General features: G+C 61.2%; 20 protein-coding genes and 1 pseudogene. All 21 read left to right on the forward strand.

All coding sequences use genetic code 11. The features are described from left to right. The first annotated feature begins 50 nt into the window (after window positions 1-50). The 21 genes and pseudogenes from IEV38_RS11265 to IEV38_RS11365 all read left to right on the forward strand — a co-directional run bounded on the left by IEV38_RS11265 (window position 51) and on the right by IEV38_RS11365 (window position 24,722). Window positions 51-563 carry a sigma-70 family RNA polymerase sigma factor gene (locus tag IEV38_RS11265; RefSeq protein WP_188396310.1) on the forward strand — a complete coding sequence of 171 codons (513 nt, stop codon included), beginning with the start codon at window positions 51-53 and terminating at the stop codon, window positions 561-563. Further along, a complete protein-coding gene (locus IEV38_RS11270) occupies window positions 560-1,555 on the forward strand; it encodes a FecR domain-containing protein (protein WP_188396311.1) in 996 nt (331 codons plus the stop codon). Before IEV38_RS11265 ends, IEV38_RS11270 begins: the two co-directional genes overlap by 4 nt. A gap of 113 nt (window positions 1,556-1,668) precedes the next feature. Next, the gene (locus IEV38_RS11275) at window positions 1,669-4,176 is read left to right on the forward strand and encodes a TonB-dependent siderophore receptor (RefSeq protein ID WP_188396312.1); all 2,508 of its coding nucleotides are present in this window, start codon (window positions 1,669-1,671) and stop codon (window positions 4,174-4,176) included. A gap of 159 nt (window positions 4,177-4,335) precedes the next feature. Then, a complete protein-coding gene (locus IEV38_RS11280) occupies window positions 4,336-4,848 on the forward strand; it encodes a sigma-70 family RNA polymerase sigma factor (RefSeq protein ID WP_188396313.1) in 513 nt (170 codons plus the stop codon). Beyond that, entirely contained in the window at window positions 4,845-5,867 is a 1,023-nt protein-coding gene (locus tag IEV38_RS11285) for a FecR domain-containing protein (RefSeq protein WP_188396314.1), read from the forward strand. The genes IEV38_RS11280 and IEV38_RS11285 overlap by 4 nt, the downstream gene beginning before the upstream one ends. Before the next feature lie 101 nt (window positions 5,868-5,968). Beyond that, a complete protein-coding gene (locus IEV38_RS11290; RefSeq protein ID WP_229728999.1) occupies window positions 5,969-8,422 on the forward strand; it encodes a TonB-dependent siderophore receptor in 2,454 nt (817 codons plus the stop codon). A gap of 24 nt (window positions 8,423-8,446) precedes the next feature. Beyond that, a complete protein-coding gene (locus IEV38_RS15475) occupies window positions 8,447-8,728 on the forward strand; it encodes a TonB-dependent receptor domain-containing protein (protein ID WP_371869878.1) in 282 nt (93 codons plus the stop codon). Then, window positions 8,695-8,880: a TonB-dependent receptor gene (locus IEV38_RS15395; protein WP_188396316.1), complete on the forward strand. Its 186-nt coding sequence runs from the start codon at window positions 8,695-8,697 to the stop codon at window positions 8,878-8,880. The genes IEV38_RS15475 and IEV38_RS15395 overlap by 34 nt, the downstream gene beginning before the upstream one ends. 215 nt (window positions 8,881-9,095) lie before the next feature. After that, complete coding sequence (locus IEV38_RS11305; protein WP_188396317.1) at window positions 9,096-9,617, forward strand: sigma-70 family RNA polymerase sigma factor; 522 nt, start codon at window positions 9,096-9,098, stop codon at window positions 9,615-9,617. Window positions 9,618-9,643: 26 nt separating this feature from the next. Next, on the forward strand, window positions 9,644-10,618 hold the full coding sequence (locus IEV38_RS11310) for a FecR domain-containing protein (protein ID WP_229729000.1): 975 nt from the start codon (window positions 9,644-9,646) through the stop codon (window positions 10,616-10,618). 79 nt (window positions 10,619-10,697) lie between these two features. Then, entirely contained in the window at window positions 10,698-13,154 is a 2,457-nt protein-coding gene (locus IEV38_RS11315) for a TonB-dependent siderophore receptor (RefSeq protein WP_188396318.1), read from the forward strand. Window positions 13,155-13,334: 180 nt separating this feature from the next. Next, entirely contained in the window at window positions 13,335-13,862 is a 528-nt protein-coding gene (locus IEV38_RS11320; protein WP_188396319.1) for a sigma-70 family RNA polymerase sigma factor, read from the forward strand. Beyond that, window positions 13,859-14,881: a FecR domain-containing protein gene (locus tag IEV38_RS11325; protein ID WP_188396320.1), complete on the forward strand. Its 1,023-nt coding sequence runs from the start codon at window positions 13,859-13,861 to the stop codon at window positions 14,879-14,881. The genes IEV38_RS11320 and IEV38_RS11325 overlap by 4 nt, the downstream gene beginning before the upstream one ends. Before the next feature lie 94 nt (window positions 14,882-14,975). Further along, window positions 14,976-17,507 (forward strand): TonB-dependent siderophore receptor, encoded by a 2,532-nt coding sequence (locus tag IEV38_RS11330; protein ID WP_229729001.1) that lies wholly within the window; start codon window positions 14,976-14,978, stop codon window positions 17,505-17,507. A 207-nt stretch (window positions 17,508-17,714) separates the two neighbouring features. Beyond that, window positions 17,715-18,247, forward strand: a pseudogene (locus IEV38_RS11335) (sigma-70 family RNA polymerase sigma factor). Next, window positions 18,244-19,263 (forward strand): FecR domain-containing protein, encoded by a 1,020-nt coding sequence (locus IEV38_RS11340; protein ID WP_188396321.1) that lies wholly within the window; start codon window positions 18,244-18,246, stop codon window positions 19,261-19,263. The pseudogene IEV38_RS11335 and the gene IEV38_RS11340 overlap by 4 nt, the downstream one beginning before the upstream one ends. Before the next feature lie 226 nt (window positions 19,264-19,489). Then, window positions 19,490-21,886 carry a TonB-dependent receptor gene (locus IEV38_RS11345; protein WP_229729002.1) on the forward strand — a complete coding sequence of 799 codons (2,397 nt, stop codon included), beginning with the start codon at window positions 19,490-19,492 and terminating at the stop codon, window positions 21,884-21,886. Between the two features lie 117 nt (window positions 21,887-22,003). Next, window positions 22,004-22,378, forward strand: coding sequence for a hypothetical protein (locus IEV38_RS11350; protein ID WP_188396322.1), 375 nt, complete (start codon window positions 22,004-22,006; stop codon window positions 22,376-22,378). Beyond that, window positions 22,375-23,076 (forward strand): DUF2325 domain-containing protein, encoded by a 702-nt coding sequence (locus tag IEV38_RS11355; protein ID WP_229729003.1) that lies wholly within the window; start codon window positions 22,375-22,377, stop codon window positions 23,074-23,076. The genes IEV38_RS11350 and IEV38_RS11355 overlap by 4 nt, the downstream gene beginning before the upstream one ends. A gap of 144 nt (window positions 23,077-23,220) precedes the next feature. Next, entirely contained in the window at window positions 23,221-23,727 is a 507-nt protein-coding gene (locus tag IEV38_RS11360; RefSeq protein WP_188396323.1) for a sigma-70 family RNA polymerase sigma factor, read from the forward strand. Continuing rightward, a complete protein-coding gene (locus IEV38_RS11365) occupies window positions 23,724-24,722 on the forward strand; it encodes a FecR domain-containing protein (RefSeq protein WP_188396324.1) in 999 nt (332 codons plus the stop codon). Before IEV38_RS11360 ends, IEV38_RS11365 begins: the two co-directional genes overlap by 4 nt. Window positions 24,723-24,819 lie beyond the last annotated feature (97 nt).

Consider the following 24,819-nt stretch of genomic DNA (forward strand, 5'->3'; position numbering starts at 1 on the left):
CCTGTCGTATTATGAGAATAATTCTCATTTGTAGCGTTTGGCATCTTTCCATGGCGTCCGCCGACTCTCTCCAACAGCAGGAAATCGCATCACTTTACACCGAGCACCACGGCTGGCTGCAAGGCTGGCTGCGCAAGCGCCTGGGCGATGCGGCCAAGGCGGCCGATCTGGCGCACGATACCTTCGTACGTCTGCTGGCGCGCGAGGAAGTGATCGCGGCGCGTGAACCGAGGGCCTTCCTGACGACGGTGGCGCAGCGCGTCCTGTACAGCCACTGGCGGCGCGAAGAACTGGAACGCGCCTATCTGGACGCGCTGATGCAGATGCCGGACGAAATGGCGCCATCGCCGGAAGAGCGCGCGATTCTGCTGGAGATGCTGGTGGAAATCGACCGCATGCTCGACGGTCTGCCGCGTATCGTGCGGCGCGCCTTCCTGCATGCGCAGCTCGACGACATGACGCACGCCGAGATCGCCGCCAAGCTCGATATTTCTGTCAGCACCGTCAAGCGCCACCTGATACGTGCTGGCGCGCAGTGCTACTTCGCCTTGTCGGTCGCATGAGCAAAAGTTTCACCGGTGGCGTGCGTGCGCCGGATGTCCCTCCGCATGTTGCGCGTCGCGCCGTCGAATGGCTGGTCGAACTGCAATCGGGCACGGCGAGCGAATCGGCGCGCAGAGGATGGCAGGAATGGCTGGTGCAGCACGATGACCATGCGCGTGCCTGGCGTCATATAGAAACGGTCAATGCCAGCTTGAGAGGAAACGGCACTGCCTCGACTATGCTGGCACGGGCCACGCTGACGGCACCGTGCTCGCTCAAGCGTCGCGCCGCCGTCAAGACACTGGCTGCATTGTTCTTTGTCGGCGGTACCGCGTGGGTCGCCCGTGAACAGGCGCCATGGCGCGAATGGATAGCCGACGAGCGCACCGCCGTCGGCGAGCGCCGCCACCTGACCTTGCCGGATGGCACGGCCGTCGCTCTTAATACCGACACCGCAATTTCCCTGCGTTACACCGAGACCGAACGCCGCTTCGTCCTGCTGCGCGGCGAGATCATGGTGACCACGGCACGCGATCCGCAGGCGCGTCCCTTCCTGGTGGAAACCGCGCAGGGCGAACTGCAGCCGCTCGGCACGCGTTTCACCGTCTATCAGAAGCCTGTTTCCAGTCATCTTGCAGTCTATGAAGGCGCGGTCAGGATCGTGCCGCGCGACGATGCGGCTGGCGTGCGCGTGGTGCAAAGCGGCGAGCAGGCAGAGTTCACGGGTTCACAAATCGCCTCGGTCGCTGCAGCGCAGGAAGGCGATGCCGCATGGAGCGAGGGCATGATCGTTGCCAGCGGCATGCGGCTGGAAGATTTTGTCGCGCAGCTGTCGCGTCACCGTCGCGGTCGCATAGGCTGCGATCCGCAGATTGCCGATTTGCGCGTCTCTGGCACTTATCCCCTGGAAGACACCGATCGCGTGCTCGGCGCTTTGAGCGCGAGTCTGCCCGTCAGGCCGCACTTCATTACGCGCTACTGGGTCACGCTACGCCCGGAACAGCCTGTTTGATTCTCCGCGCACGAGCTGAAAATTCTTTTCAAAAAGATGGTCTTTTTTTGAATCTCGTCGGACATACGAGATGAAACCTTCATCTCATCAACACCGAACAGGACCAAAAGACCATGCAATATCCTTCTTTTACGGCTTCCACGCTCGTCCCGCATTGCCGTCGCACAGCGCTCGTCTGTGCCATGAGTTCGCTCTGGCTGACAGCTGGATTAAGCAGCGCCCTGCTTGTCGGCGACGCGTATGCCGAGACAGCCAGCACTTCATCCAGCCAGCAGGCGCGCAAGTCCTATGACATTCCGGCTGGTCCGCTCGAAAGCGCGCTGAACCGATTCGGCCGCGAAGCCGGCATCCTGCTTTCCTTTCCCACTGATGCCACTGCCGGTGCACGCACCGATGGTCTGAGTGGAAATTACTCTGTGGAAGAGGCGCTGCCACTGCTATTGCGTGGAACCGGACTTGAGGCCAGCGGCAGCGGTAATACTTTCGTGTTGCGCAAGGTGGCCGGCAGTGCGGCCGGTGGTGATGCGCAACTGCCAGAGGTGAAGGTCATGGGTCTGGCGGATGCCACCACAGAGGGCAGTGGCTCGTACACGACTACCGGACAGGTTTCGACTTCCACCAAGTTGGGACTGTCACCGCGTGAAACGCCGCAGTCGATGACCATCGTCACGCGCCAGCGCATGGAAGAGATGGGACTGCAAACCTTGTCCGAGACCATGCAGGCGACCACGGGTATCTTCGTCAACGCCAACGACACCGAACGGATCACATACAACGCGCGTGGCTACTCTGTGACGAATTTCCAGGTCGATGGCATGCTCAACACCTACGGTGGCTCCCTGAAAACCAATGGCGACAACGTCATCTATGACCGCATCGAAGTGGTACGTGGCGCGACCGGTTTGACTACGGGTGCGGGAGATCCATCTGCGACCATCAACCAAGTGCGCAAGCGCCCGACGCGTGAATTCCAGGGCAATGCAGCGGTGCGTATCGGCAGCCATCACATGCGCCGGGGTGAGATCGATCTGAGCGGTCCGCTGGCTTATGACGGCAAGATTCGCGGCCGTTTTGTGGCAGCGAGACAAAAAGCTGATTCCTTCCGGCCACTCTACAAGGAGGATCGCACCGTACTCTACGGCATCCTTGAAGCGGATATCGGCAGGGATACGGTCGTGGCTGTTGGCTATGAGCAGCAGAAGAGTGATCCACGTGGCGTGACCTGGGGCACGGTGCCTTACTGGAATTCGGATGGCAGCGTTGCCAATCTGCCGCGGAACCTGAATCTTTCCACGCCATGGGCGTCCTGGAACATCGACGAGAAAAAGACGTTTGCCACGCTGGAACACAACTTCAATGATTCCTGGCGTTTGCGTGCAGCTGCCACGCATAGTGACAGGCGGCAGGACGGCAGCCTCTACTTCGGCTATGGCGGTTATCCCAATGCGGACGGCAGCGGCATCTTCGTCGCCTACGGCAGCTTCCCGAGCGACGAGAAGATGGATGTCTTTGACATCAACCTCGATGGCAAGTACGGCCTGTTCGGCCGGCGTCACGACGTAGTAATGGGCATCGGCAGTTCGGAGCGTAAGAGCATCTCCGACTCCGTCTATTACGATGGCATTCCGGCGGGCTACGATGTCATTCCTGACTGGAGCAACTGGACGGGCAACATTCCACAATTCGATGTGATTTCGCGCGGGTTTCCTTCGTCCATCTCCAAGATCAAGCAGCAGGCCAGCTATGTCGCGACACGCCTGAATATTTCCGATCCGCTGAAGGTGATCGTCGGTGTACGTTACGGAACCTATGAAACACGTACGCAGAACTATTCGACCACGGGTGTTGCCGCGACGCCAAGCGGATACAAGAACTCGGGCGTGCTTACGCCTTATGCCGGCCTGCTGTATGACATCGACGATCAGTGGACTGTCTATACGAGCTACACCGACATCTTCCAGCCGCAGAACTACCGCGACAAGAACAACGAGATTCTTGATCCGGTGGTCGGCAAGAGCTATGAGATCGGTATCAAGGGTGAATTGTTCGACAAGAACATGAACGTCAGTGCAGCCGTCTTCCGCAGCAACAAGGATAACGTGGCGGAGATCGACGATTCCGTGCCGCCGAACTCCCTGCCGGGAAATGCGCAAGCCTACAAATCCACCGGCAAGGGCAACGTGGTTGACGGCATCGAACTGGAAGCATCGGGGCAGGTCACCAAGCAATGGAATCTGTCGGCTGGCTATAGTCATACGCGCTCCCGTAATAACAAGGGAGAGCCGATCAATACCGTCATCCCACGCAGTTTGCTGCGAGTATTCACAAGTTATCACTTCAACGGAGATTGGGAGGGGCTGACGCTCGGTGGAGGTATAAGTCTGCAGAGCAGCTTCTGGAATACTGCGCGCAAGCCGGATAATTCCATGTCACGCATCGACCAGGGAAGCGTGACGCTGGTCAATCTGATGGCAAGCTACAAATTCAACAAGCAATGGACCGGCACACTCAACGTCAACAATGCTCTGGATAAGCATTATTACGGTCGTGTCGGTTTCTATAACGGCGTCCATCATGCCGAACCACGCAGCATTTCGTTAGGATTGCGCACGACGTTCTGACGCACAAGTTGCTGGATGGGCAGGAAAGCGAAGGGTGTATGCCCTTCGCTTTTTTTCTTGAGCGCAGCACAATTGCAACACTGGTTGGTTGCGAAATTGATGCAGGGTAGCGTCCTCATATATTATGAGAACAATTCTCATTAAGACAGTTTGCTTCTCATGGCATCCGCCGACTCGCCCCAGCATCAGCAAATCCACGCGCTGTACAACGACCACCACCATTGGCTCAACGGATGGCTGCGTCGGCAGCTTGGCAATGCGTTCGATGCGGCCGACATTGCGCAGGACACCTTCATGCGCATCCTGGCGCGGCGCGAGATTCCGGAACTGCGGGAGCCGCGCGCTTTCCTGAGCACGGTGGCGCGCGGGCTGGTAATCGAACACTGGCGGCGGCGCGAACTCGAGCAGGCGTGGCTGGAAACGCTGGCGCAATTGCCGGAGACCGAAGCGCCGTCGCCGGAAAGCCGCCTGCAATTCCTCGAAGCGCTGGTCGCCATCGACCGCATGCTGGACCAGTTGAAGCCGGCGGTGCGCCAGGCCTTTCTGCTGGCGCAACTGGACGGGCTGACCTGTCCACAGATCGCGCATCGGCTCGGCGTATCGCTCTCGACCGTCGAACGCTATATCGCGGCCGCGTTGCGGCATTGCTACACGCTGCGGTTCGGCGCATGAGTCCTCCGCTTTCGCGATCGGCCGGGGCAGAATCGCCGCGCGACGAGATTCCTTCGTCCGTCATCGACGCCGCCATTGCCTGGGCGGTCAAGCTCGAGTTCAATCAACCGACTCCTGCCACACGCCAGGCCTTCGAGCATTGGCTGCATGCGCAGACGTTGCATGCACGTGCGTGGCAACGTGTGCAGTCGTTGCGCGAGGATTTTTCCGCTCTGCCGCAGGATCTCGCGCGCGACGCCTTGCGCAAGGTCGAGGCGCAGCGCAAGGCGGCCGGAGTGAATCGCCGGCAGGCGCTCAAGCTGCTGATGCTTGCCGGCGTGACAGTGACCGGCGCCTGGCTGGTGCGCGACCGGCTTGGCTGGCAGCAGGTGATGGCAGATGCCAGCACACGCATCGGCGAACAGCGCACCGTGCAGCTCGATGACGGTACTGTAGTGGTGCTCAACACCGACAGCGCCGTCAGTTTCGAGATGACGGATGTGCAACGCCGCATCGTGCTGCGGCGCGGTGAGATCATGATCACCACGGGTGACGACCGCGCCTATGCCAGCCGCCGTCCATTCTGGGTCGATACGCCCTTCGGTGCCATGCAGGCCCTGGGAACCCGTTTCGTGGTCCGGCTGGAAGATGCGCAGGCGCGTGTCAGCGTGCAGGACGGTGCGGTCCGTATGCATCCCGCCGCAGGCGGTGCGACGGCGGTGGCGCAGCCGGGTGAAAGCTGGTGGTTGCGCCGCGATGCCGTGATGTCGGCCGCACAGCAGGGTTTTCGTCCCGACGGCTGGTCCGACGGCGTGATCGCCGGTCAGGACATGCGGCTGGCGGATCTGCTGGGAGAACTGGCGCGCTACCGCAGCGGCCGCATCGTGTGCGACGACAGCGTGGCCGATCTGCGCGTGTCCGGCATTTACCACGTGCGCGATACCGATCAGGCGCTGCGCTTCCTGCTGCAGACACAACCGGTCAGCATCACGTACTACACGCGATTCTGGGTAGCGGTCGGGCCTGATCGCACACGCTGACGGCTCACGGAAAAATATTTTTCGGAAAAGTGAGGGGATTCGGATTTTCGAGCGGCCTACAGAACAGAAGCATCGATCCATTCTGATTCTGAAAGCAAACCATGTCCCGAATCCACGCCGTTTCTTGTACCACTTCCCGTGTGCGCCTGCCGCAGCGCACTCTGCTGGCTGCTGCCATCCTGCTGATGGCAGGTGGCGTGCAGTTTTCTCCGAGCGCACATGCGCAAACGCCGCAGACCGCTGCCGCGTCCATATCCTTCCGCATCGCAGCCGGACCGCTCGGCACGGCGCTTGAACAGTTTGCGCGTGCCACCGGCGTGAACGTTTCCTACGACGCGCAACTGGTCAATGGCGTTTTTACGCCGGGTCTGGATGGTACGTATGGTGTTGCTGCCAGCTTGCGGCTTCTGCTGACGGGCAGCGGTATCGAGGCGATCGAGCAACCGGGTGGCGGTTTTCAGTTGCGTAAGGCGGCAACAGCGGCAGTCAATGCGGTGACGTTGCCTACGGTTTCTGTTACAACACAGGCCGAGACAGCAACTGGCCCTTTGGTTGGTTATGTGGCGCGTCGAGCGACGGCGGGCAGCAAGACAGATACGCCGATTGTTGAAACTCCACAGTCGGTCTCGGTAGTGACCAATGACGAGTTGCGTAATCGGCAGGCTGAAACCCTTGCTCAGGCATTGAACTACACGCCAGGCTTTACCAGCCAACCCACCAGCTTTAACCGTACCGCTGATCGTTTTCGTATCCGCGGTATCGATGTGGAGTCTGCGAATAGTGGTTCCATGCGAGACGGGTTGCGACTGCAAAGCAATTCTTATGATGGCATCCAGGAACCCTATGGGCTGGAGCGTGTTGAAGTACTGCGTGGTGCAGCTTCAGTTCTTTATGGGCAGCTTTCGCCGGGTGGCGTGGTCAATGCTGTCAGTAAACGTCCTGTCAGCGAACCTATACGTGAAATAGGTCTGCAACTGGGGAGTCATGATCGCCGTCAGTTGATGGCAGACTTTAGTGGGGCTGTGCCGGGTAGCGAGACGTTGGATTATCGTCTGACTATGTTGGGGCGTGACAGCAATACAGCAGGGAAATACATCCCCGATGACAAGCTCTATATTGCTCCGGCACTTACCTGGCGTCCTAGTGCAGCAACTTCTCTCACCTTGCTGTCTTTCTACCAAAAGACCGATACCCGCTTTTCTGCACCTTTGCCATACCAATTGGTCGAGGGCGTGGGTAATGGCCCGCATACCATTGGTCGCGATGATTTTATCGGGGAACCGAACTACGACAAGATGAAAGGGGAGATGTTCACCATAGGTTACGAATTGGATCACGCATTGAATGCCAACACACGCATCAATCACCGTTTACGTTTTTTTGAATCCAAAGTGACCTGGAACTATCTGCAGGCGCAGACCAGTGCTGCCGCCATTGCTGCTGCCGCATCGACCGGTATCCTGCGTCGTCAATATAGCGATCGGCAGGAACATGCAAAAGGGATTGCGTCAGACACACGCGTGGAGTGGGATGGCTTCCTGCTGGGTGCCGAACATAAGCTGCTGGTGGGCATCGACGCATATCGAATGGACTACGATTCGCAGAATTTCAGAGCCAATGCATCCTCGTTGAATATCGATACATACAATTATGGTCAACCGGTGGTGGTCAACCGTGATCCATCTTTGAACCGTGGTTCTCGCTTGCAAACCAATCAGACCGGGCTTTATGCGCAGGACCAGATCAATCTGGGAGAACGTTGGTCAATGGTTTTTGGGCTGCGTCATGACTGGGCTGAGCAAGATCAGACCGCGCATCGTGACGGTCGTCGTGCCTTGCAAAAAGATGAAGCGACTACCTGGCGTGCAGGAGTTGTGTACAAGATGGCTAACGGGTTTGCTCCGTATCTGAGTTACAGCGAGTCGTTTTTCCCCGTATCCGTTTCAGAAGTGTCTGGTCAGACTTTCCAGCCGACCCGTGGCAAACAGTACGAAGCGGGTTTGCGTTATCAGCCTGAAGATAGCCGTATGTTGCTGAGTGCGGCAATCTATGAATTAACGCAGGACAATGTGCTGAAATTCGACGCGGGGCAAAATGCTTATCGCCAGACAGGAGAGGTTCGTTCGCGAGGTTTCGAGATCGAAGCGAAGGCAGAGGTCTCTCCTGAGCTCAGCATCATTGCTTCGTACGCCTATACCGATGCCCGTGTGACACGCAGCACTATTGCCAGTGAGATCGGGCAGCGCAGCGAGGATACTCCTTATCATCAGGCCGCAGTGTGGGCAGATTACAATTTCGGCGCTTGGAGAGTACCGCAACTACGTCTGGCTACCGGGCTCCGGTACAAAGGCACGACACATGCCTCCGGAATCTCGACTCCCATGCCTGCCTATACGCTGATCGATGCCATGCTGGGTTATCAAATTGATGCACATTGGGACTTCAGCTTCAATGTCAGTAATCTTGCCGATAAGAAGTTCACCTATTGTGAATTCGCTATTTGCCGCTACGGTGACGAACGGCAGGTCAGCGCCAACCTGCTCTACCGCTGGTGATTACATTTTTTGGCGGCTGACAAGGTGGTCGGCCAAGGGGCCGATTTCAGTCTCAACGGCGAGCTGGCGCCGGGCTGGAACGCGGCTGCCGGATATACCTACGTGGGAAGCGAATATGCCTCTGGCGTCGACAAGGGAGCGCGCTACATGACTTACATGCCGCGTCACAGCGTACGTCTGGCGGCCAATTATCGTCGGCCTGGTTCGGATTGGAGTGTGGGTGGCAACCTGCGCTTCCAGAGCGGTATTACCGTGCCGGCACCGGCTACCGTATGGAACAGGGGGGCTACGCAGTGGTGGGTCTGACTGCGAAATACTGGCTCAGCCGGCAGGTCGAGTTGACGGTCGTGGTCGATAATCTGTTTGACCGCCGATTCTACGAAGGTCTGGAAACGGTGTATTACTCGAACTATGGCGAACCACACGGCCTGTCGGCCAGTTTGAAATACCACTTCTGATTTGACCGCAGATCGCACCGAGGCCATGTTTTAGGGCTCCTTTATCCCCTGCCGTAAACGCGCCGTCCATATCGGCTTTGCCGAATGGACGGCGCTGTGTCATCCAGCCATCTGTTGATGTGTTCCCGCAACGCTTCGCTGTTTGCGGCTTGCCTGCGTTGGCAGGCGTCCGTATTATGAGAACAATTCTCATTTGATCGTTGTTCTCCCGCCCGATGGCATCCGCCGATTCTTCCCACCAGCAGCAACTTCACACCCTGTACGCGGATCACCACGGCTGGCTGTTCGGCTGGCTGCGTCGCAAGCTCGGCTGTGCGGACAATGCGGCCGATCTGGCGCACGACACCTATCTTCGCGTCATCGAGGCACGCAGCGTGGAAGCCATTCAAGAGCCACGCGCCTTTCTGACGACCGTGGCGCGTCGTGTCATGGCCAGTCATTTCCGGCATCGCGAAGTCGAGCAGGCCTATCTGGACAGCATTGCCCATTTGCCCGAGCAGCAGGCACCGAGCCCGGAAACGCGCGCCATCGTGATCGAGACGCTGGTGGAAATCGACCGTATCCTCGACGGCCTTCCGCCCAAAGTGAAGGCGGCTTTCCTGTGGGCGCAACTGGACGGCGTTCCCTATGCAGAAATCGCGCAGCGACTCGATGTTTCGTTGAGTTCGGTCAAGCAGTACATGGCGCGCGCGATTCGTCAGTGCTATTTCTCCGATGTCACCGGGGAGGCGCAGTGAGGGCGTCCGCATCTCGGCCTTCTCCCTTGTCGCCACAGGCGGTTGATCAGGCCGTCGATTGGCTGGTGCTCTTCCTGTCCGGCAGTATGGATGAGCATTCGCGTGCCGCGTGGCAGCGCTGGCGCGATGCCGATCCCGAGCATGCCCGTGTCTGGCATCGCGTCGAGACGATGGAGAACCGCCTGCGTACCGGCATGGCAGGCACCGATGCGTCTGCGGCGATTGCCGCCGTCACCGCTGTTTCGCATGGCCGCCGCAGGGCGCTCAAGAGCCTGTCGATATTGCTGGGTGCGGGGGCTGCTGTGTGGTTTGCTGGCGGGGCCTGGCAGGGGCGCGCCGATTTCCGCACGGATGTCGGTGAACGCCGAAGCTTCCGTCTGGCAGAAGGCACGCGGCTCGACCTCAATACCGGCAGTGCGGTCCGCGTGCATTATGGCGATGGCGAGCGCGTCGTGCAGCTGCTGCAGGGTGAAGTGCTGATTGCCACCGAGTTGGACACGGCTGTCCCCGCCAGACCTTTTGTAGTCGAGACGGCAGCTGGCCGCGCGCGGGCGCTTGGCACCCGGTTCGTCGTCAGGCAGATGGACGATGTGACGCGCGTTGCCGTGCTCGAGCATGCAGTGGAGTTTCGACCGGCAGACAATCCTGCGCTGGCATTGCGACTGGAAGCGGGGCAGGTCGCCAGCTTCGATCGCCGGGAGATGCTAAAGCTGGCGAGTGCATCGGCGGAAGAGGCGAGCTGGGCCGACGGCTTCCTGCATGCGTCTGACATGCGTCTCGATGCGTTCATTGCAGAGCTGGCGCGTTATCGTCCAGGACGCATCGTATGTGCTCCGGAATGCGCAGGATTGCGTCTATCCGGCATGTTCCCTCTTGGCAATACGGATCTGATCCTGCAAGCGCTGACCGAGGTATTGCCGGTCGATGTGCAGATGCTGACCCGCTATTGGGTCACGGTTCTGCCGCATCAGGAACTGCCCCGCAAAAATAATCGCGGCTGAATCTGTACCTTTTTGAGCGTCGCGCGACAAGTCAGATGAAGACATTCATTTGACGCAAGCAACGCGAGAAAAGGACATCATGAAACCTACTGCATCACACCGCCGCTGTGCCGGTACCGCCCGGCGCGGCATCTTCCATCGCAAGCTGCTTGCCTTGTCCCTGCAGCAGGCCATGCTCGGCATGGCAGTGACGTCACTGAGCCTGGCACCCGTTGCGTTCGGCAGTCATGCCATGGCACAGACGGCTGCAACGGCCCGCACGCATTATGCGATTCCGGCCGGCCCGCTCGAAGGCGCGCTGGCGGCTTTCGCCAGAACCTCCGGTGTACTGGTCGCCTATACGCCCGATCTGGTGGCTGGTGTGCACAGCGCCGGCTTGAGCGGCGACTACGCAATCGACGAAGCGTTGCATGGCTTGCTGGCCGGGACCGGTTTGGCCGGTGTCGCCACTGGTGGCGGTAAATACACGCTCCGGCGCCTGCCGCCGTCCGATACCGCCAGCACCACCTTGCCGGCCGTGGAGGTCAATGCAAGGCTTGACGGCACGACCGAGGGAACGGATTCATATGCTGCTCGCGCAGCCACTGTCGGAAAGACCGCCCAGTCCTTGCGCGAGATTCCGCAATCGGTGACGGTGATTACCCGCAAGCAGCTGGACGATCAGAACCTGCATTCGATTGAGGATGCGCTGAAAAACGTGACGGGCGTCACCGTGCAGCGTTTCGACGCGGCCGGACACTATAGCGTCTTCAACGCGCGTGGTTTCGGCAGCGATACGTACCAGATGGACGGCGTCACGCTGCAGACCGATGCCAACGGCGTGTATCTCGACCTTGCGGTCTTCGACCGGGTGGAAGTATTGCGCGGTGCGTCGGGCATGTTCAGCGGCGCGGGCGAACCGGGCGTGACCATCAATCTGGCGCGCAAGCGCGCGCTCGCCCCTTTCAAGGCCGAGGCATCGGCCAGTGTCGGCTCCTGGAACAATCTGCGCGCCGAGCTGGACGTGACGGGCGCGCTGGTTGAATCGGGTCGTGTGCGCGGCCGTCTCGTTACCCTGGTGCAGGACTACGATACCTACATGGACAACGTGGACGGCAGCAAGAAGCTGGTCTATGGCACCGTGGAGGCCGACCTGAGCGAGAACACCACGCTTTCGCTGGGTGCGACCTGGCAAGACGTACGGTCGGTGCTCTCGCGCGGCCTGCCGACCTGGGCCGACGGCACGCTCATCGACCTGCCGCGCTCGGTGATGCCCGTGCAGCACTGGAACCGCCAGCGGCTGGAGACGCGCAGCTACTTCGCCGAACTGGAACACCACACGGATAACGATGCGTTGCTCAAATTCACCTTGCGTCGCAGCGAACGCGGCAATCGCGCCAAGTACACCGACCCGTCGCCGCCCGATGCCAATGGCCTGATGACGGCACTCGCCTCATCGGCCTTCATACGGGAAGACACCGACAATTCGGCCGACCTGTACTTCAACACGCCGTTGCAAGGGGGCGGGCGCACGCATAACCTGCTGGTAGGCGCGGACTGGCGCGAGACCGACAATCGCACCAACTATGCTCCCTACGGCGTCTCTGCACTGGAATCCGTGAACCTGTTTTCGCCGAATCCGTATGCGATTCCGGAACCGGATTTCGACTATGACACCAACGTTTCGCGTACGCGTGTGCAATCACACGGGGTGTATGGACAGTTCCGTTACAAGGCAGGCGATGCGCTGACGCTGATCGGCGGTGGCCGTGTGAGCTGGTGGAAGTCCAGCGGCGTCTCGAACGGCACTCCTTCGGGCTATGAGGAAAAGGGAGAGTTCACGCCTTATGCCGGCGTCATTTGGGACCTGGTGCCCACGCTGTCGCTTTACAGCAGCTACAGCCAGATATTCAAGCCGCAGAATAGCCTCACGGTGGAAGGCGAGCAGATCAAGCCGCGCACAGGCTCGCAAGTGGAAGTGGGCCTGAAGGGCGAGTCGGATGGCGGAAAGGTTCAGTATTCTGCGGCGCTGTACCGCATCGTCGATGAAAATCGCGCGCTTGCCGATCCGGAAAACAACGGTTTCTCCATTGCCGCAGGCAAGGCACGCAGCCAGGGTCTGGAAGCGGAAGTGCGTGGCCAGGTTACACGTCAATGGAATCTGGCAGCGGGCTATGCCTACACCTCGACCAAATATCTGCGCAGCACCGCCGAGCAGCAGGGACAGACCTACAGTACCTTCACGCCTCGTCACAATGTGAACCTGTGGGCGCAATACGAGGTACCGGCCAGCGTCTTGCCCGGTCTGGATGTGGGCATGGGCATGCGCATCGTCAGCGACTTTTACAGCCAGTCCGGTGCGATCACCGTGCGTGGCCCGGGCTATGGCGTTGCCGCGCTGCGCGCAGGCTACAAGATCAACGACCGCTACCGGCTCGCGCTCAATATCGACAACCTGTTCGACAGGAAGTACTGGGAAAAGGTCAGCGGCACCACCCGCCAGAACTTCTATGGCGCTCCACGCAGCGTGACGTTGACCTTGCGTGGCAGTTTCTGAGGAGCTCCGATGGCATGCATCCGTCTGATGCATGGTGCTGAGAAAGATATGAAAACGGAGAGCGCAAGCTCTCCGTTTTTTCTTGTACTGCGCGATTGCAACACTTGGTTGCGGTGAAATTGCTGTATTGCTCCAACCTCATATATCATGAGAACAATTCTCATTTGTAACTCGTTTCCCATGTCTTCCGCCGACTCCTCCCGGCAGCACATCCGCACGCTCTACATCGATCACCATAACTGGCTCTTCGGTTGGCTGCGGCGCAAGCTCGGCTGTGCGGACAATGCCGCCGATCTGGCGCAGGACACCTTCGTGCGGCTGATGGCGCGGCCGCGTCAGCTCGATGCGGAGCAGGACCCGCGCGCCTACCTGACGACCATCGCGCACGGGCTGGTGGTCGATCACTGGCGTCGACAGGAGATCGAGCGTGCCTGGCTCGCCACGCTGGCCGCGCATCCGGAGGCGGAAGCGCCGTCGGCCGAGCACCAGGCCATCGTGCTCGAAACGTTACTTGAAATCGATCGCCTGCTCGCCAGCCTGCCCGAGAAGCCGCGTCGCGCCTTCCTGCTGGCGCATCTGCACGATATGGCCTATGCCGACATCGCTGCCGAACTTGGCGTGTCCGAACGCATGGTGAAGAAGTACATGGCGCAGGTGATGCTGCATTGCCTGACCAGCGGCGCTGCGTTTCGCGCAGCGCTCGCATGAGCGCGCAATGGCCGTTGCCGGCGGCGGTGCAGGCATCAGAACCTGCATCGGAACCGGATTTCAATACGCTGGAACAGGCGGCCGAGTGGTATGCCGTGTTGCGTTCAGGGTCGGTCAGCGCAGCCGAGCGGCGCGGCTGGCAGGAGTGGTGCCAGGCATCGCCGGCCAACCGCGCGGCGTGGCAGCGCGTGGAAGCCATCAGCAGCGGCATGTCCTTGCCGCGCGAACAGCCGCTGGCGGCGGAGGCTGCCTTGAGCGCGGCCGAGCGGCTGCGCAAGCGGCGTCGCACGATCAAGGCGCTGTCGCTGCTGGCGGTGGTCGGCCTGGGCGGCTGGAGCGCATCGCGCACGCAGGTCTGGCAGAACGTGCAGGCCGGAATCGACGCCGACTTCAGTACCGGCGTCGGTCAGATGCGCGAACTGGTGCTGCAGGAAGGCTCGCAGGTCTGGCTCAATACGTCCACGGCGCTCGACCAGCGCTACGACGATGTCATGCGCCTGCTGATCCTGCGCCGCGGCGAGATCATGGTTGCCACGCATCCCGACGATCGCGGTCCGGCGCGACCGTTCGTGGTCGAGAGCCTGCATGGCCGCATGCGGGCGCTGGGCACGCGCTTCAACGTGCGGCAGATGGATGACGCAACTGAACTGAGCGTCTTCGAAGGTCGCGTGGAAGTCACCACGGCGTCGGGCACCGAACGCCGCATCATCGATACCGGCCAGCGCGTGACGTTCACGCAGACGCGCATGGATGCCGTGTCGGAAGCCGGTCAGGCACGCGCCATGTGGAGCAAGGGCATCCTGCTGGCCGACGATCTTCCCCTGGGCGATGTGGTGGCCGAACTGTCGCGCTACCGCCGTGGCCGCCTGGCCTGCGATCCGGCTGTCGCCAGCCTGCGCGTGGTCGGCGGCTATCCGCTCGACAATCCGGACCAGGCGCTTGCCATGCTGCAGGCCGCGTTGCCGATTGAGGTATATGCCGTGATGCCCTGGTGGATCACGGTGCGGGCGCGTCGATAAAAAATTTTCTGCTCACGGTTCCCTTTTTGCCGGCTCGTTCGGAAAGCAGAGTGAAGGCATGTTGCCCATCACTCTTTTCCGAAGGATGCATTCGATGAACAAGCAAGCGCGCGGCGTGGCTGCGCATTCTTCCGTGTGGCGGTTTTCTCCCGTGGTCATGGCTGTGCACCTGCTGTGTGCCGGCGCGCTGGCGGTCGCCGTATCGCCGGCTTCCAACGCCGCCGAGCCTGCCGCCGTATCGAACACCGCTGCGACAGGCGTACGTCACTACGATATTCCTGCCGGTCCGCTGAGCACGGCGATCAACCGCTTCGTCGCGACCTCGGGCGTGCTGGTCTCGGCCGACGGCGCGCTGACCGAAGGCAAGCGCAGTGCGGGTGCGCACGGGCAGCTTGCAGCACAAGATGCGCTGGCACGCGTGTTGGCGGGCACGGGGCTGGATGCGGTGCGGCGGGACGACGGTAGTTATGTGTTGCACCTTCTTCCGACGACGGGACAGGATGCGATATTGCCGGCGGTGCAGGTCAGTACCAATGTGCTGGATGGCACCACGGAAGGGACTGGTTCCTATACGACACGCGCGACCGCCACGGCCACCAAGTTGCAGATGTCCTTGCGTGAGACGCCGCAGGCGGTCACCGTCGTTACCCGCGAACGTATCCAGGATCAGGGCCTGGCGACGGTCAACGACGTGGTGCAGAACGCTCCCGGCCTGACCTTCCGGCGTTTCGGACCGGAGCGCGCATTCTTCTATTCGCGCGGCATGTACGTGGACAACATCATGTACGACGGTTTGCCCGTGAGCCTGGACAGCTCCAACCTGTCGCAAGATATGCTGGCTACTGACATGGCCATCTACGACCGCGTGGAGATCGTGCGTGGCGCTACCGGCCTGGCGCAAGGCGCAGGCAATCCGTCGGCCGCCATCAACCTGGTGCGCAAGCGCCCGACCAAGGTGCCGCAGGTGTCCGCTGGCGTGAGCGCTGGTAGCTGGGACCGCTACCGCGCCGAGCTGGACGCCTCCGGCCCGCTCTCGGAAGACGGCAGTCTGCGCGGCCGCGCGGTGATCGCCGCCCAGGACTATGGAAGCTACAAGCGCGGCGAAAGCAGCAAGGGCCAGACGCTGTACGGCATTCTGGAAAAAGACGTGGGCTCATCTACCACGCTCACACTCAGCGCTCTACACCAGGAAAACAAGGTCCGGGGCAACGGCTTCACCGGTCTCCCGGTGGCCAGCGATGGCAGCGACCTGGGGCTACCTCGCTCCACCTCCTACGCCAACGACTGGGAGCACTGGAACAAGACCACCAACTCGGCCTTCGTGGGTCTGGACCACCGCTTTGACAACGACTGGCGGGTAAATCTGTCGGCCTACTATGCACAGGCCGAACTGGATATGCAGGGGCACTACCTCAACCACGTCGTCACTACCGGCATCTACAACCAGTTGGGTGCGCGCAATGCCCACCAGGAAAAACAGACCAGCGTCAGCCTGTATGCCAACGGCCCCTTCGAACTACTGGGTCGCAAGCATGAACTGGTGCTGGGGGCAAGCTACCGGAACATCGATTTCGACGGCAACAGCCGCCAAGGCCTGACGCTCACCGGCAACCTGAATCTGTACAGCTTCAATCCTGGCGCCGTGGCCAATCCCTACATCCCCCTGCGGGACTGGATGGACAGCAAGATCACCCAGCAAAGCATCTACGCCACCACGCGCCTGAACCTGGCCGATCGACTGAAGCTGATCCTGGGCGGACGGCTGGACTGGTTCGACTACAAAGACACCGTCAACACCTATCCTAACTTCGACGCCAACACGCCGTCCGTCAGCGCCCACAACCGCTACAGCGTGGACAACCAACTGACGAAGTACGCCGGCCTGGTCTACGACCTGAACGACCAGTACGCGCTCTACGCCAGCTACACCGACATCTTCAAGCCCCAGAACTACCTGGATGCCAGCAGCAAGCTGCTGGACCCGGTGGAGGGTCGCAACTACGAAATCGGTTTGAAGGGTGAGTACTTCGACGGCGCCTTGAATGCCTCGGTGGCCGTGTTCCGCATGGACCAGAAGAACCGTGCCTTCCGCAGCACCGACCAGACGCAGTGCGCAAGCTACCCGACCGTTATCTGCTATTCGGCCGCTGGCGAGGTGCGCAGGGAGGGTGTCGAGTTCGAGGTGCAGGGCGCCATCACGCCCAACTGGCAGGTGGGCGCCGGCTACACAGTGGCCATCGCGCGTTACCGCAAGGACGCGAACGCCAGCAATGTCGGCATGCTCTTCGATACCGACACGCCGCGGCACCTGTTCAAGCTATCGACCATGTACCGGCTGCCGGGCGACCTGCAGCGCTGGCGCGTTGGTGGCTCGGTCTATCGCCAGGGTTCCATCTACAACCAGGGGACCACGAGCGGCGTGCCCTTCCGCATCACGCAAAGTGCATACACCGTGGCCGATCTCGTAGTGGGCTGGCAGGTCACGCCGAAGCTGGACGTGCGGCTCAACATCAACAACGTGTTCGACAAGACGTACTACAACGCGTTGTCGGGCCTTGTGAATTTCCCGAGCAACGTCTATGGCGAGCCGCGCAACGCCATGCTGTCGGCGCGCTACCAGTTCTGAAGCACAGGGTCGGCATGTTCATTGCCGGCCTGAGCGGCGCGGTTCGCGTGGTGCCATGAATTGAACGAGGGGGAAGTTCCCTGACGATTCCGGGCTTCCTGCCTCGCAATGATGCGTCCTCGCAACGCTTGTGCTTGTCCGCGTTGCGCGGGCAGCCATGCATCCATTATTATGAGAACAATTCTCATTTGATTGTTGTTCTCATCCATGGCATCCGCCAATTCCACCGCCAGTCCTCTCCAGCAGGAAGTGCACACGCTGTATGCCGACCATCACGGTTGGCTGTTCGGCTGGCTGCGCAAGAAGCTCGGCTGCGCGCACCACGCGGCGGATTTGGCGCATGACACTTTCGTGCGCATTCTCACCGCGCAGGACAAGAGCGACGAGCTCGCCGCATGACACGTTGCGCGAGCCGCGCGCCTTCCTGACCACGGTGGCGGGGCGCGTACTGCTCAATCACTATCGCCGCCTGTCGCTCGAACGCGCCTATCTGGAAGCGCTGGCGATGGTGCCGGACATGCACGCGCCCTCGCCAGAGGATCGGCTTGTCATTCTCGAAACCCTGCACCAGATCGACGCCATGCTCGACGCGCTGCCACACAAGGCGCGCATCTTTCCTGCTCGCGCAGTTCGAAGGCCTGAGCTACGCCGAGATCGCCGAACGTCTGCAAGTGAGCACGCGAACGGTCAAGCGCTACATGGCGCAGGCCTTCGAGGAATGCATCGTGCTCGGCCTATGAACGCGTCGCCCACCGATACCGCCATCCTGTACGAGGACAGCCGCCCGATCGATCGCGCCATTGCGCGGCAGGCTGCGCATTGGATGACCACGCTGTACGGCGGCAACGCCGCGCCGGAAGACGTCAAGGCCTGCGAATACTGGCGTGCCGCCGATCCCGAACACGAGCGCGCCTGGCAGCGCGCCCAGCGCATCAATCAGCGTTTCGGCGTGGTGCCGGCCAGTTTGGGTTTGCCGGCATTGGGCCGCAGGGAAAGAGTCGAGCGCCGCCGCGCGCTCAAGACCCTGCTGGTGCTGATGACCGCCGTGCCTGCCGGTTACGCCGCGTGGCGCAGCACGCCATGGCGCGAATGGAGTGCCGATGTGCGCACCGCCACCGGCGAGCGGCGCGAGCTGCAACTGGCCGATGGCAGCCGCGTGCATCTGGGTACTGCCACTGCGCTCGACGTGATCTTCGACGGCAGCCAGCGCCTGCTGCGCCTGCATGCGGGTGAAATCCTCGTGACCACCGGCGCCGACAGCGAGGCGGCTGCGCATCGTCCCTTCATCGTACAGACCGAACACGGTCGCATTCGCGCGCTCGGCACGCGCTTCGTGGTGCACAAGGAAGAAGCGGCATCGCAGACCAGCGTCGGCGTACTTGAACACGCGGTCGAGATCCGGCCGCAAGCCGCATCCGGCTCACCCTTCGTGTTGCAGGCCGGTCAGCAGGTGCGCTTCGACAGTGCGCGCATCGATGCCGTGGAAGCCGCCGATCCGCACGCGGCCGATTGGGCGCGCGGCGTGCTGTTCGCCGACCGCATGCGGCTGGCCGACTTTGCGCGTGAACTCAATCGTTATCGTCCCGGCCTGCTGCGCTGCGACCCGGCCGTGGCCGAGCTGCGCATCACCGGTGCCTTCCAGCTCGACAACACGCAAAGCATTCTCGACGCCTTGCCGGACACGCTGCCGGTCGAGGTGCATTACCGCACCCGTTACTGGGTCACGCTCGCGCCGCCCTCGGCTGGAAAGGGCTGAGACGTCGAGCTGGGCGCCCTATAGGCTACGCCGCCATCCCCGCATTTCGCAGTGCTCTTGTCGTTCTGTTGTTCCTCGTGTCGATCGCGAAAGTCGGCATTTTTTCTGCCGGCCCCTGGTGGCCGGCATCTTTTTTTGAAAATCGTCATGTTGCATGTCCCCTTTGAACGAGTTGCGTGTCATTGGCACAGGAATAACCGAAACGCATTCGAATAAGGGGAATGAAATGAAAGTTCTACCGACACTACAGGCCATGTCACGGCCGTCGGAACCGGGATCGGCCACACGCGCCGTGGTGTACGCCGCTCTGCTGGGATTGTCCATGGGAGCGGTGATGTTGCCGCATGGCGCGCAGGCACAGTCTGCGGCAGCCGAAGCCGCGGCACGTCAAAGCTATCAGGTGGGGGCAGGCACGCTGGGCGCGGTGCTGTCCGAATTTGCCATGCAGGCTGGCGTGACCATCCAGATCGATTCCACGCTGGTCGAGGGCCGGCAATCGGTTGGACTCAAGGGCAGTTACACGGTGGAAGAAGGCTTTGCCCGTCTGCTCGCCGGCTCCGGCATGGATGCGGTCAGGCGTGGCGGCAAGGTTTATGTATTGCAGGGCGTCGTACCGGATGCGGTGCTCCCGGCGGTGACGGTACGCGAGCAACTGGATGCGACGAGTGCATTGCAGCAGGAAGGCAAGGCGGCCGACGGTTACCGCAGCAAGACGGTTTCCTCGGTGGGCGCACTGGGTAGCATGGCGCTGGTCGATGTGCCGTTTTCAGTCAGCGTGGTGCCGCAGGAACTGATCCAGAATATCCAGGCGCAGTCCACTGACGATATCTACCGCATCAATCCCTACACCCGCACCATGACCGCACAGGGGACCGGCTGGTCGCCAGTGGTCAATATGCGTGGCTTCACTACCAGCGACACAGCCGAGGATGGTCTGCGTCGTCCGTACAACCACGCCGCCGTGGTGGAGGACAAGGAGCGCGTCGAAGTGCTCAACGGTCTATCCGGCTTTCTCTATGGAGCGGCCGCGCCGGCCGGCATGATCAACTACGTTTATAAGCGCCCGACAGTGGAGCGTCTCAATCGCATCACGGTCGGCAACTATGGCGGCAGCCAATACTACGTGCATGGTGATTTCGGCGGCCGCTTCGATGAGGCGGGCCGTATCGGCTACCGTCTCAACGTGGTGCGCCAGAATGGCGAAACCGCGATCGACGACCAGAAGATAGATCGCAACCTGGTCAGCGCCGCGTTCGACTGGAAAGTGACCGATGACCTGCTGCTGGAAATGAATGCGATCTACAACAACTACAAGACGCAAGCTCCTTCCGCATACTGGTTCTACAACGCAGCGATTCCGCGCGGTCCGGCACCGGACGCCAGCAAGAACTGGTCGCAGCCCTGGATTCATGACGAGTTCAACAACACCAAGCTCTCGGCGCGGCTGACCTACAAACTCAACGACAACGTGACCCTGCGCGGCGGTTATACACAGAACAGCATCGACCGGCCGGTGCAGGACCACACGATGAACAGTGCGTTCTCGACCACGCAGTATCGTCAGCTGCGCCAGCGCGCCGGCGCGTCGGAAGACACCTTCGACGCCGGACAGGCGATGATCGATATCGGTTTCAATACCGGCACCGTCGAACACAAGGTGACGGCCGGCTATTACATGTATTCGGCACGCTCATGGTCCAATCCGTTTGCGCCGCATACCGGTTATGTCGGTCCTTATCCTTTGACAGAGCCAACGCATGTACCGGAACCGGTATTCCCGGCCAACACGGTACCCATGGAATATGACGGCAAGGCCAGCAACGACAATATCCTGATCGGCGACATGATCCGCTTCAACGATCAATGGTCCATCCTGGCCGGCGTCAACCGCAGCACCATCAAGAGCCAGGCTGAGGGTTACGACAAGAGCAAGACCTCGCCGTCGTTCTCGGTCATGTTCAAGCCTGTCCCCAATGTCACGACTTACGCCAGCTACATCGAAGGTTTGGAGATGGGTGGCGTTGCCGACGATACAGCCGTCAACCGTGGCACGGTAATGCCACCCATGGTCAGCAAGCAGAAGGAGGTCGGCATCAAGGCGGAAGTCGGCGGTATGCTGCTGACCGGCGCGCTGTTCGAGATCGAGAAGAGCTACGAATACATCAATGCCGGCAATGTTTATACACAGGATGGTCGCCAGAACCACAAGGGGCTGGAATTGACGGCAACCGGCAAGGCTACGCGCAACCTGACGTTGATTGGCGGTGTGACCTTCCTCGATCCGAGCATCAAGGGCGGCAGCAGCGAAGGCTTGCAGCCAATGAACGTTGCCAAGACCTTAGCCAAGCTATACGCCGAATATGCCTTGCCTGCCGTGCCCGGCCTGACGCTGACCGGCGGCGTGTTCCACACCGGCAAGCAGTGGGCCAACGCGGTCAACAGTTCGCGCCTGCCAGCCTATACAACCGCCGATCTCGGCGTACGGTATGCGACTCGTGCAGGAGGACGACCATGGACCTTCAGCCTGTACGCAAGTAATGTGACCGACAAGAATTACTGGCTCAACAGTTATTACCTTGGTGCACCACGCAGCATCGCGTTTTCGGCGCAGACCGAATTCTGAATTCTTTGCAGGTCGAAAGAGAGGTCGCCCATGGGCGGCCTTTTTTTATGTACATCGTTTCACAAATAGGAATAATTCTCATTTATAATCGACGTTCGTCCATCGCAGGAGAGCGTCATGCCCGATGCTGCCGTCGATCGTCTTTCTTTAGAAGCGGCCAATGCGCCGCTGCACGCCGTGCTGTCGGCCTTACCATCCACGCTGCGTATTCCGTCGGTCGGCGATTGCCATGCGCAGGCAGTGCTGGCGGCGGGACGTGCGAAGCGGCATTCGTCGGTGCGCGACACGTCAGCCGAATTTCACTGGGGGCCGCGCCGGCTGGACGAGCTGACGCGACCGCATTCGCGCCTGCGCCATGCCGGCACCTACCGCGTGATGGAGGGATACGGGTTGCCGTACAGCCTGCTCGGTCCGGTCTTCAGGCGGCTGTTCGGTGTGCCGTTCTACGCGGTGCACGCGCTGACCACGAGCGACGAAGGAGAGCGAGCATGAACGACGCGCAATCGCTGGAAGATATCGCAAGGGAACACAGGATGTTGTTGAACGAATACGGCCGTGTGCAGCAGCGTTGCAGCGACCTGATTGCCGGCCAGGCAGGGCGGCTCGAGCAGCAGGCACAGCGCATACGGCAACTGGAGGCGGAAACCATGCGCCTGCGCGGCGAACTCGTCGCGCGCGACACGGCACTGGCCTGCGCGCGGGAAGACATGGCGAACCTTAAGCAGGCAATCCCGGGTTTGCCGACGCGCATCACGCTGGCGCGCCGCGTGGAATCGCTGAGCGCGCGCGTGCAGGATCTGATGCGCGAACTCCTGCGCATGCAATGGCTGCGCAAGGAGTCGGGCAAATCCGCCACCGCTGATGTCTGGGCCAAGTCGGTGCTGTGCATCGGCCGCGAGATGGAAGGTGCGGACACGCGGCGCGCGATCGAAAGCGCCGGCGGTCGCTTCCTGCAGCATGCCGAGGAAGACGACCACGCCGCGCTCGAAGCCAGCCTGGTGGCGGCTGATCTGGTGATCTGCCAGACCGGCTGCATCAGCCACGACGCCTACTGGCGCGTGCAGGATCATTGCCGTCGTACCGGCAAGCAATGCGTGCTGGTGGAGCAACCGCAGGCGATGCGCTTCGTGCGCAACAAGGAGATCACGGCAGAGGTCGTGACGGCGCGCGAACCCGCAGCCTCTTCCTGATCGCCGTCATGGGTTTGCCGCTCTGCATGCGGCGTCAAAACAACAGCAGGTCTGATGGAAATTGCCCGATCGCCAGCCGACTTGTATCATTTGCGAATAATTCTTATCCGCATTTGAAGGGGCCAGTCCCGCAGATGAGGGACCATGCCTGTCGCCGACCATCCACACCACGACCAACTCATCGCGCTCTACAGTGACCACCACGGTTGGCTGCTGGGCTGGCTGCGCCGCAAGATCGGCAACACCTTCGATGCGGCCGACCTCGCGCAGGATACCTTCGCGCGCATCATGGTCTCGCGCGAACTGGGCACAGTGCAGGAGCCACGCGCCTATCTGACTACCATCGCCAAGGGCCTGGTCGTCAACTGGTACCAGCGCCAAGCGCTCGAGCGTTCCTATCTCGATGCATTGGCTGCGATGCCCGAAGAGCAGGCGCCGTCCGCCGAGCAGCGTTGCCTGATTCTCGAAACCCTGCATGAAATCGACCGCATGCTCGATGCGTTGCCGGCCAAGGTGCGGCAGGCCTTCCTGCTGTCGCAGCTCGAAGGCATGAAATACGAAGACATCGCACGCCAGCTCGACGTGTCGCTGATCAGCGTCAAACGCTACATGAAGCAGGCATTCCTGCACTGCCTCGCGGTGATCGAATGAGTGCGGTGACCGACGCGCCAGCCGCGCCCATCGACCCCGACATCCTCGAGGAAGCGGCGGACTGGCTGGTGCAACTGCACGCCGGGGCAGTGTGCAACGCCGATCGTGCGGTGTGGGAACGCTGGCGCGAGCGCAGCCCGGAACATGCGCGCGCCTGGGCCCGCGCCGAACTGCTGCTGAACAAGCTGGGCGGCGTGCCGCCGTCGCTGGCGATGCCAACGCTGGCGCGTACACCCGATCGCCTGCGGCGCACCACCGTGATCAAGCTCGCGGCGTTGATGGCGGCAGTGCCCGCCGCGTGGCTGGCCTGGCCGCGCCTTGAACTGCTGGTCAGCACGGATTACCGTACCTCGGTCGGTGAGCGGCGCGACGTGCGGCTGGCGGACGGCACCTCGGCCTTTCTCAATACCGATAGCGCGGTGGCGGTACGTTTCGACGAGTCACAGCGCAGGCTCGTGCTGCAGCAGGGCGAAGTTCTGGTTACGACCGCGCCCGATAACCACGCCACGCATCGCTCCTTCATCGTCGCTTCGCAGGAGGGCCGGATGGAGGCGCTGGGCACGCGTTTTTCAGTGCGGCAGGAAGACGGCCACACGCGCCTGACGGTGTTCGAAGGCGCGGTGCGGATCACGCTGGCCGACAGCCATGACGAACGCGTGATTGAAGCCGGCGAGCAGACGCGCTTCACGCGGCGCGCGATCGCCGAGGTCACGCCGGCCGACGACATCGGCTGGGCCTGGACGCAGGGCATGCTGGTGGCCGACAACATGCGGCTCGATGCCTTCGCGGCCGAACTCGCGCGTTACCGCAGCGGCCTGCTGCGTACCGAGCCATCAGTGGCCGGCGTGCGCATTTCCGGCTCCTATCCGCTGGACGACACCGACCAGACCCTGGCGATGCTGGTGACGACCTATCCGGTCGATGCCGTCACCCGGTTCGGCGGACGCTGGGTCACCTTCGTGCCGCGCGTGGCGCAGGCACCGCGTCATCCGTAGTCCGTAGGCAAAAATTTTTTCAGGACGCTGATACTTTTTTCCATCCTGGCTGGCAGACGAGGTGAACCCCTCCATACATCAGCCAGAAGGATTGCTT

Origin of the sequence: Oxalicibacterium flavum (genome assembly GCF_014635065.1) — a bacterium.
GTDB classification, from domain to species: domain Bacteria; phylum Pseudomonadota; class Gammaproteobacteria; order Burkholderiales; family Burkholderiaceae_D; genus Oxalicibacterium; species Oxalicibacterium flavum.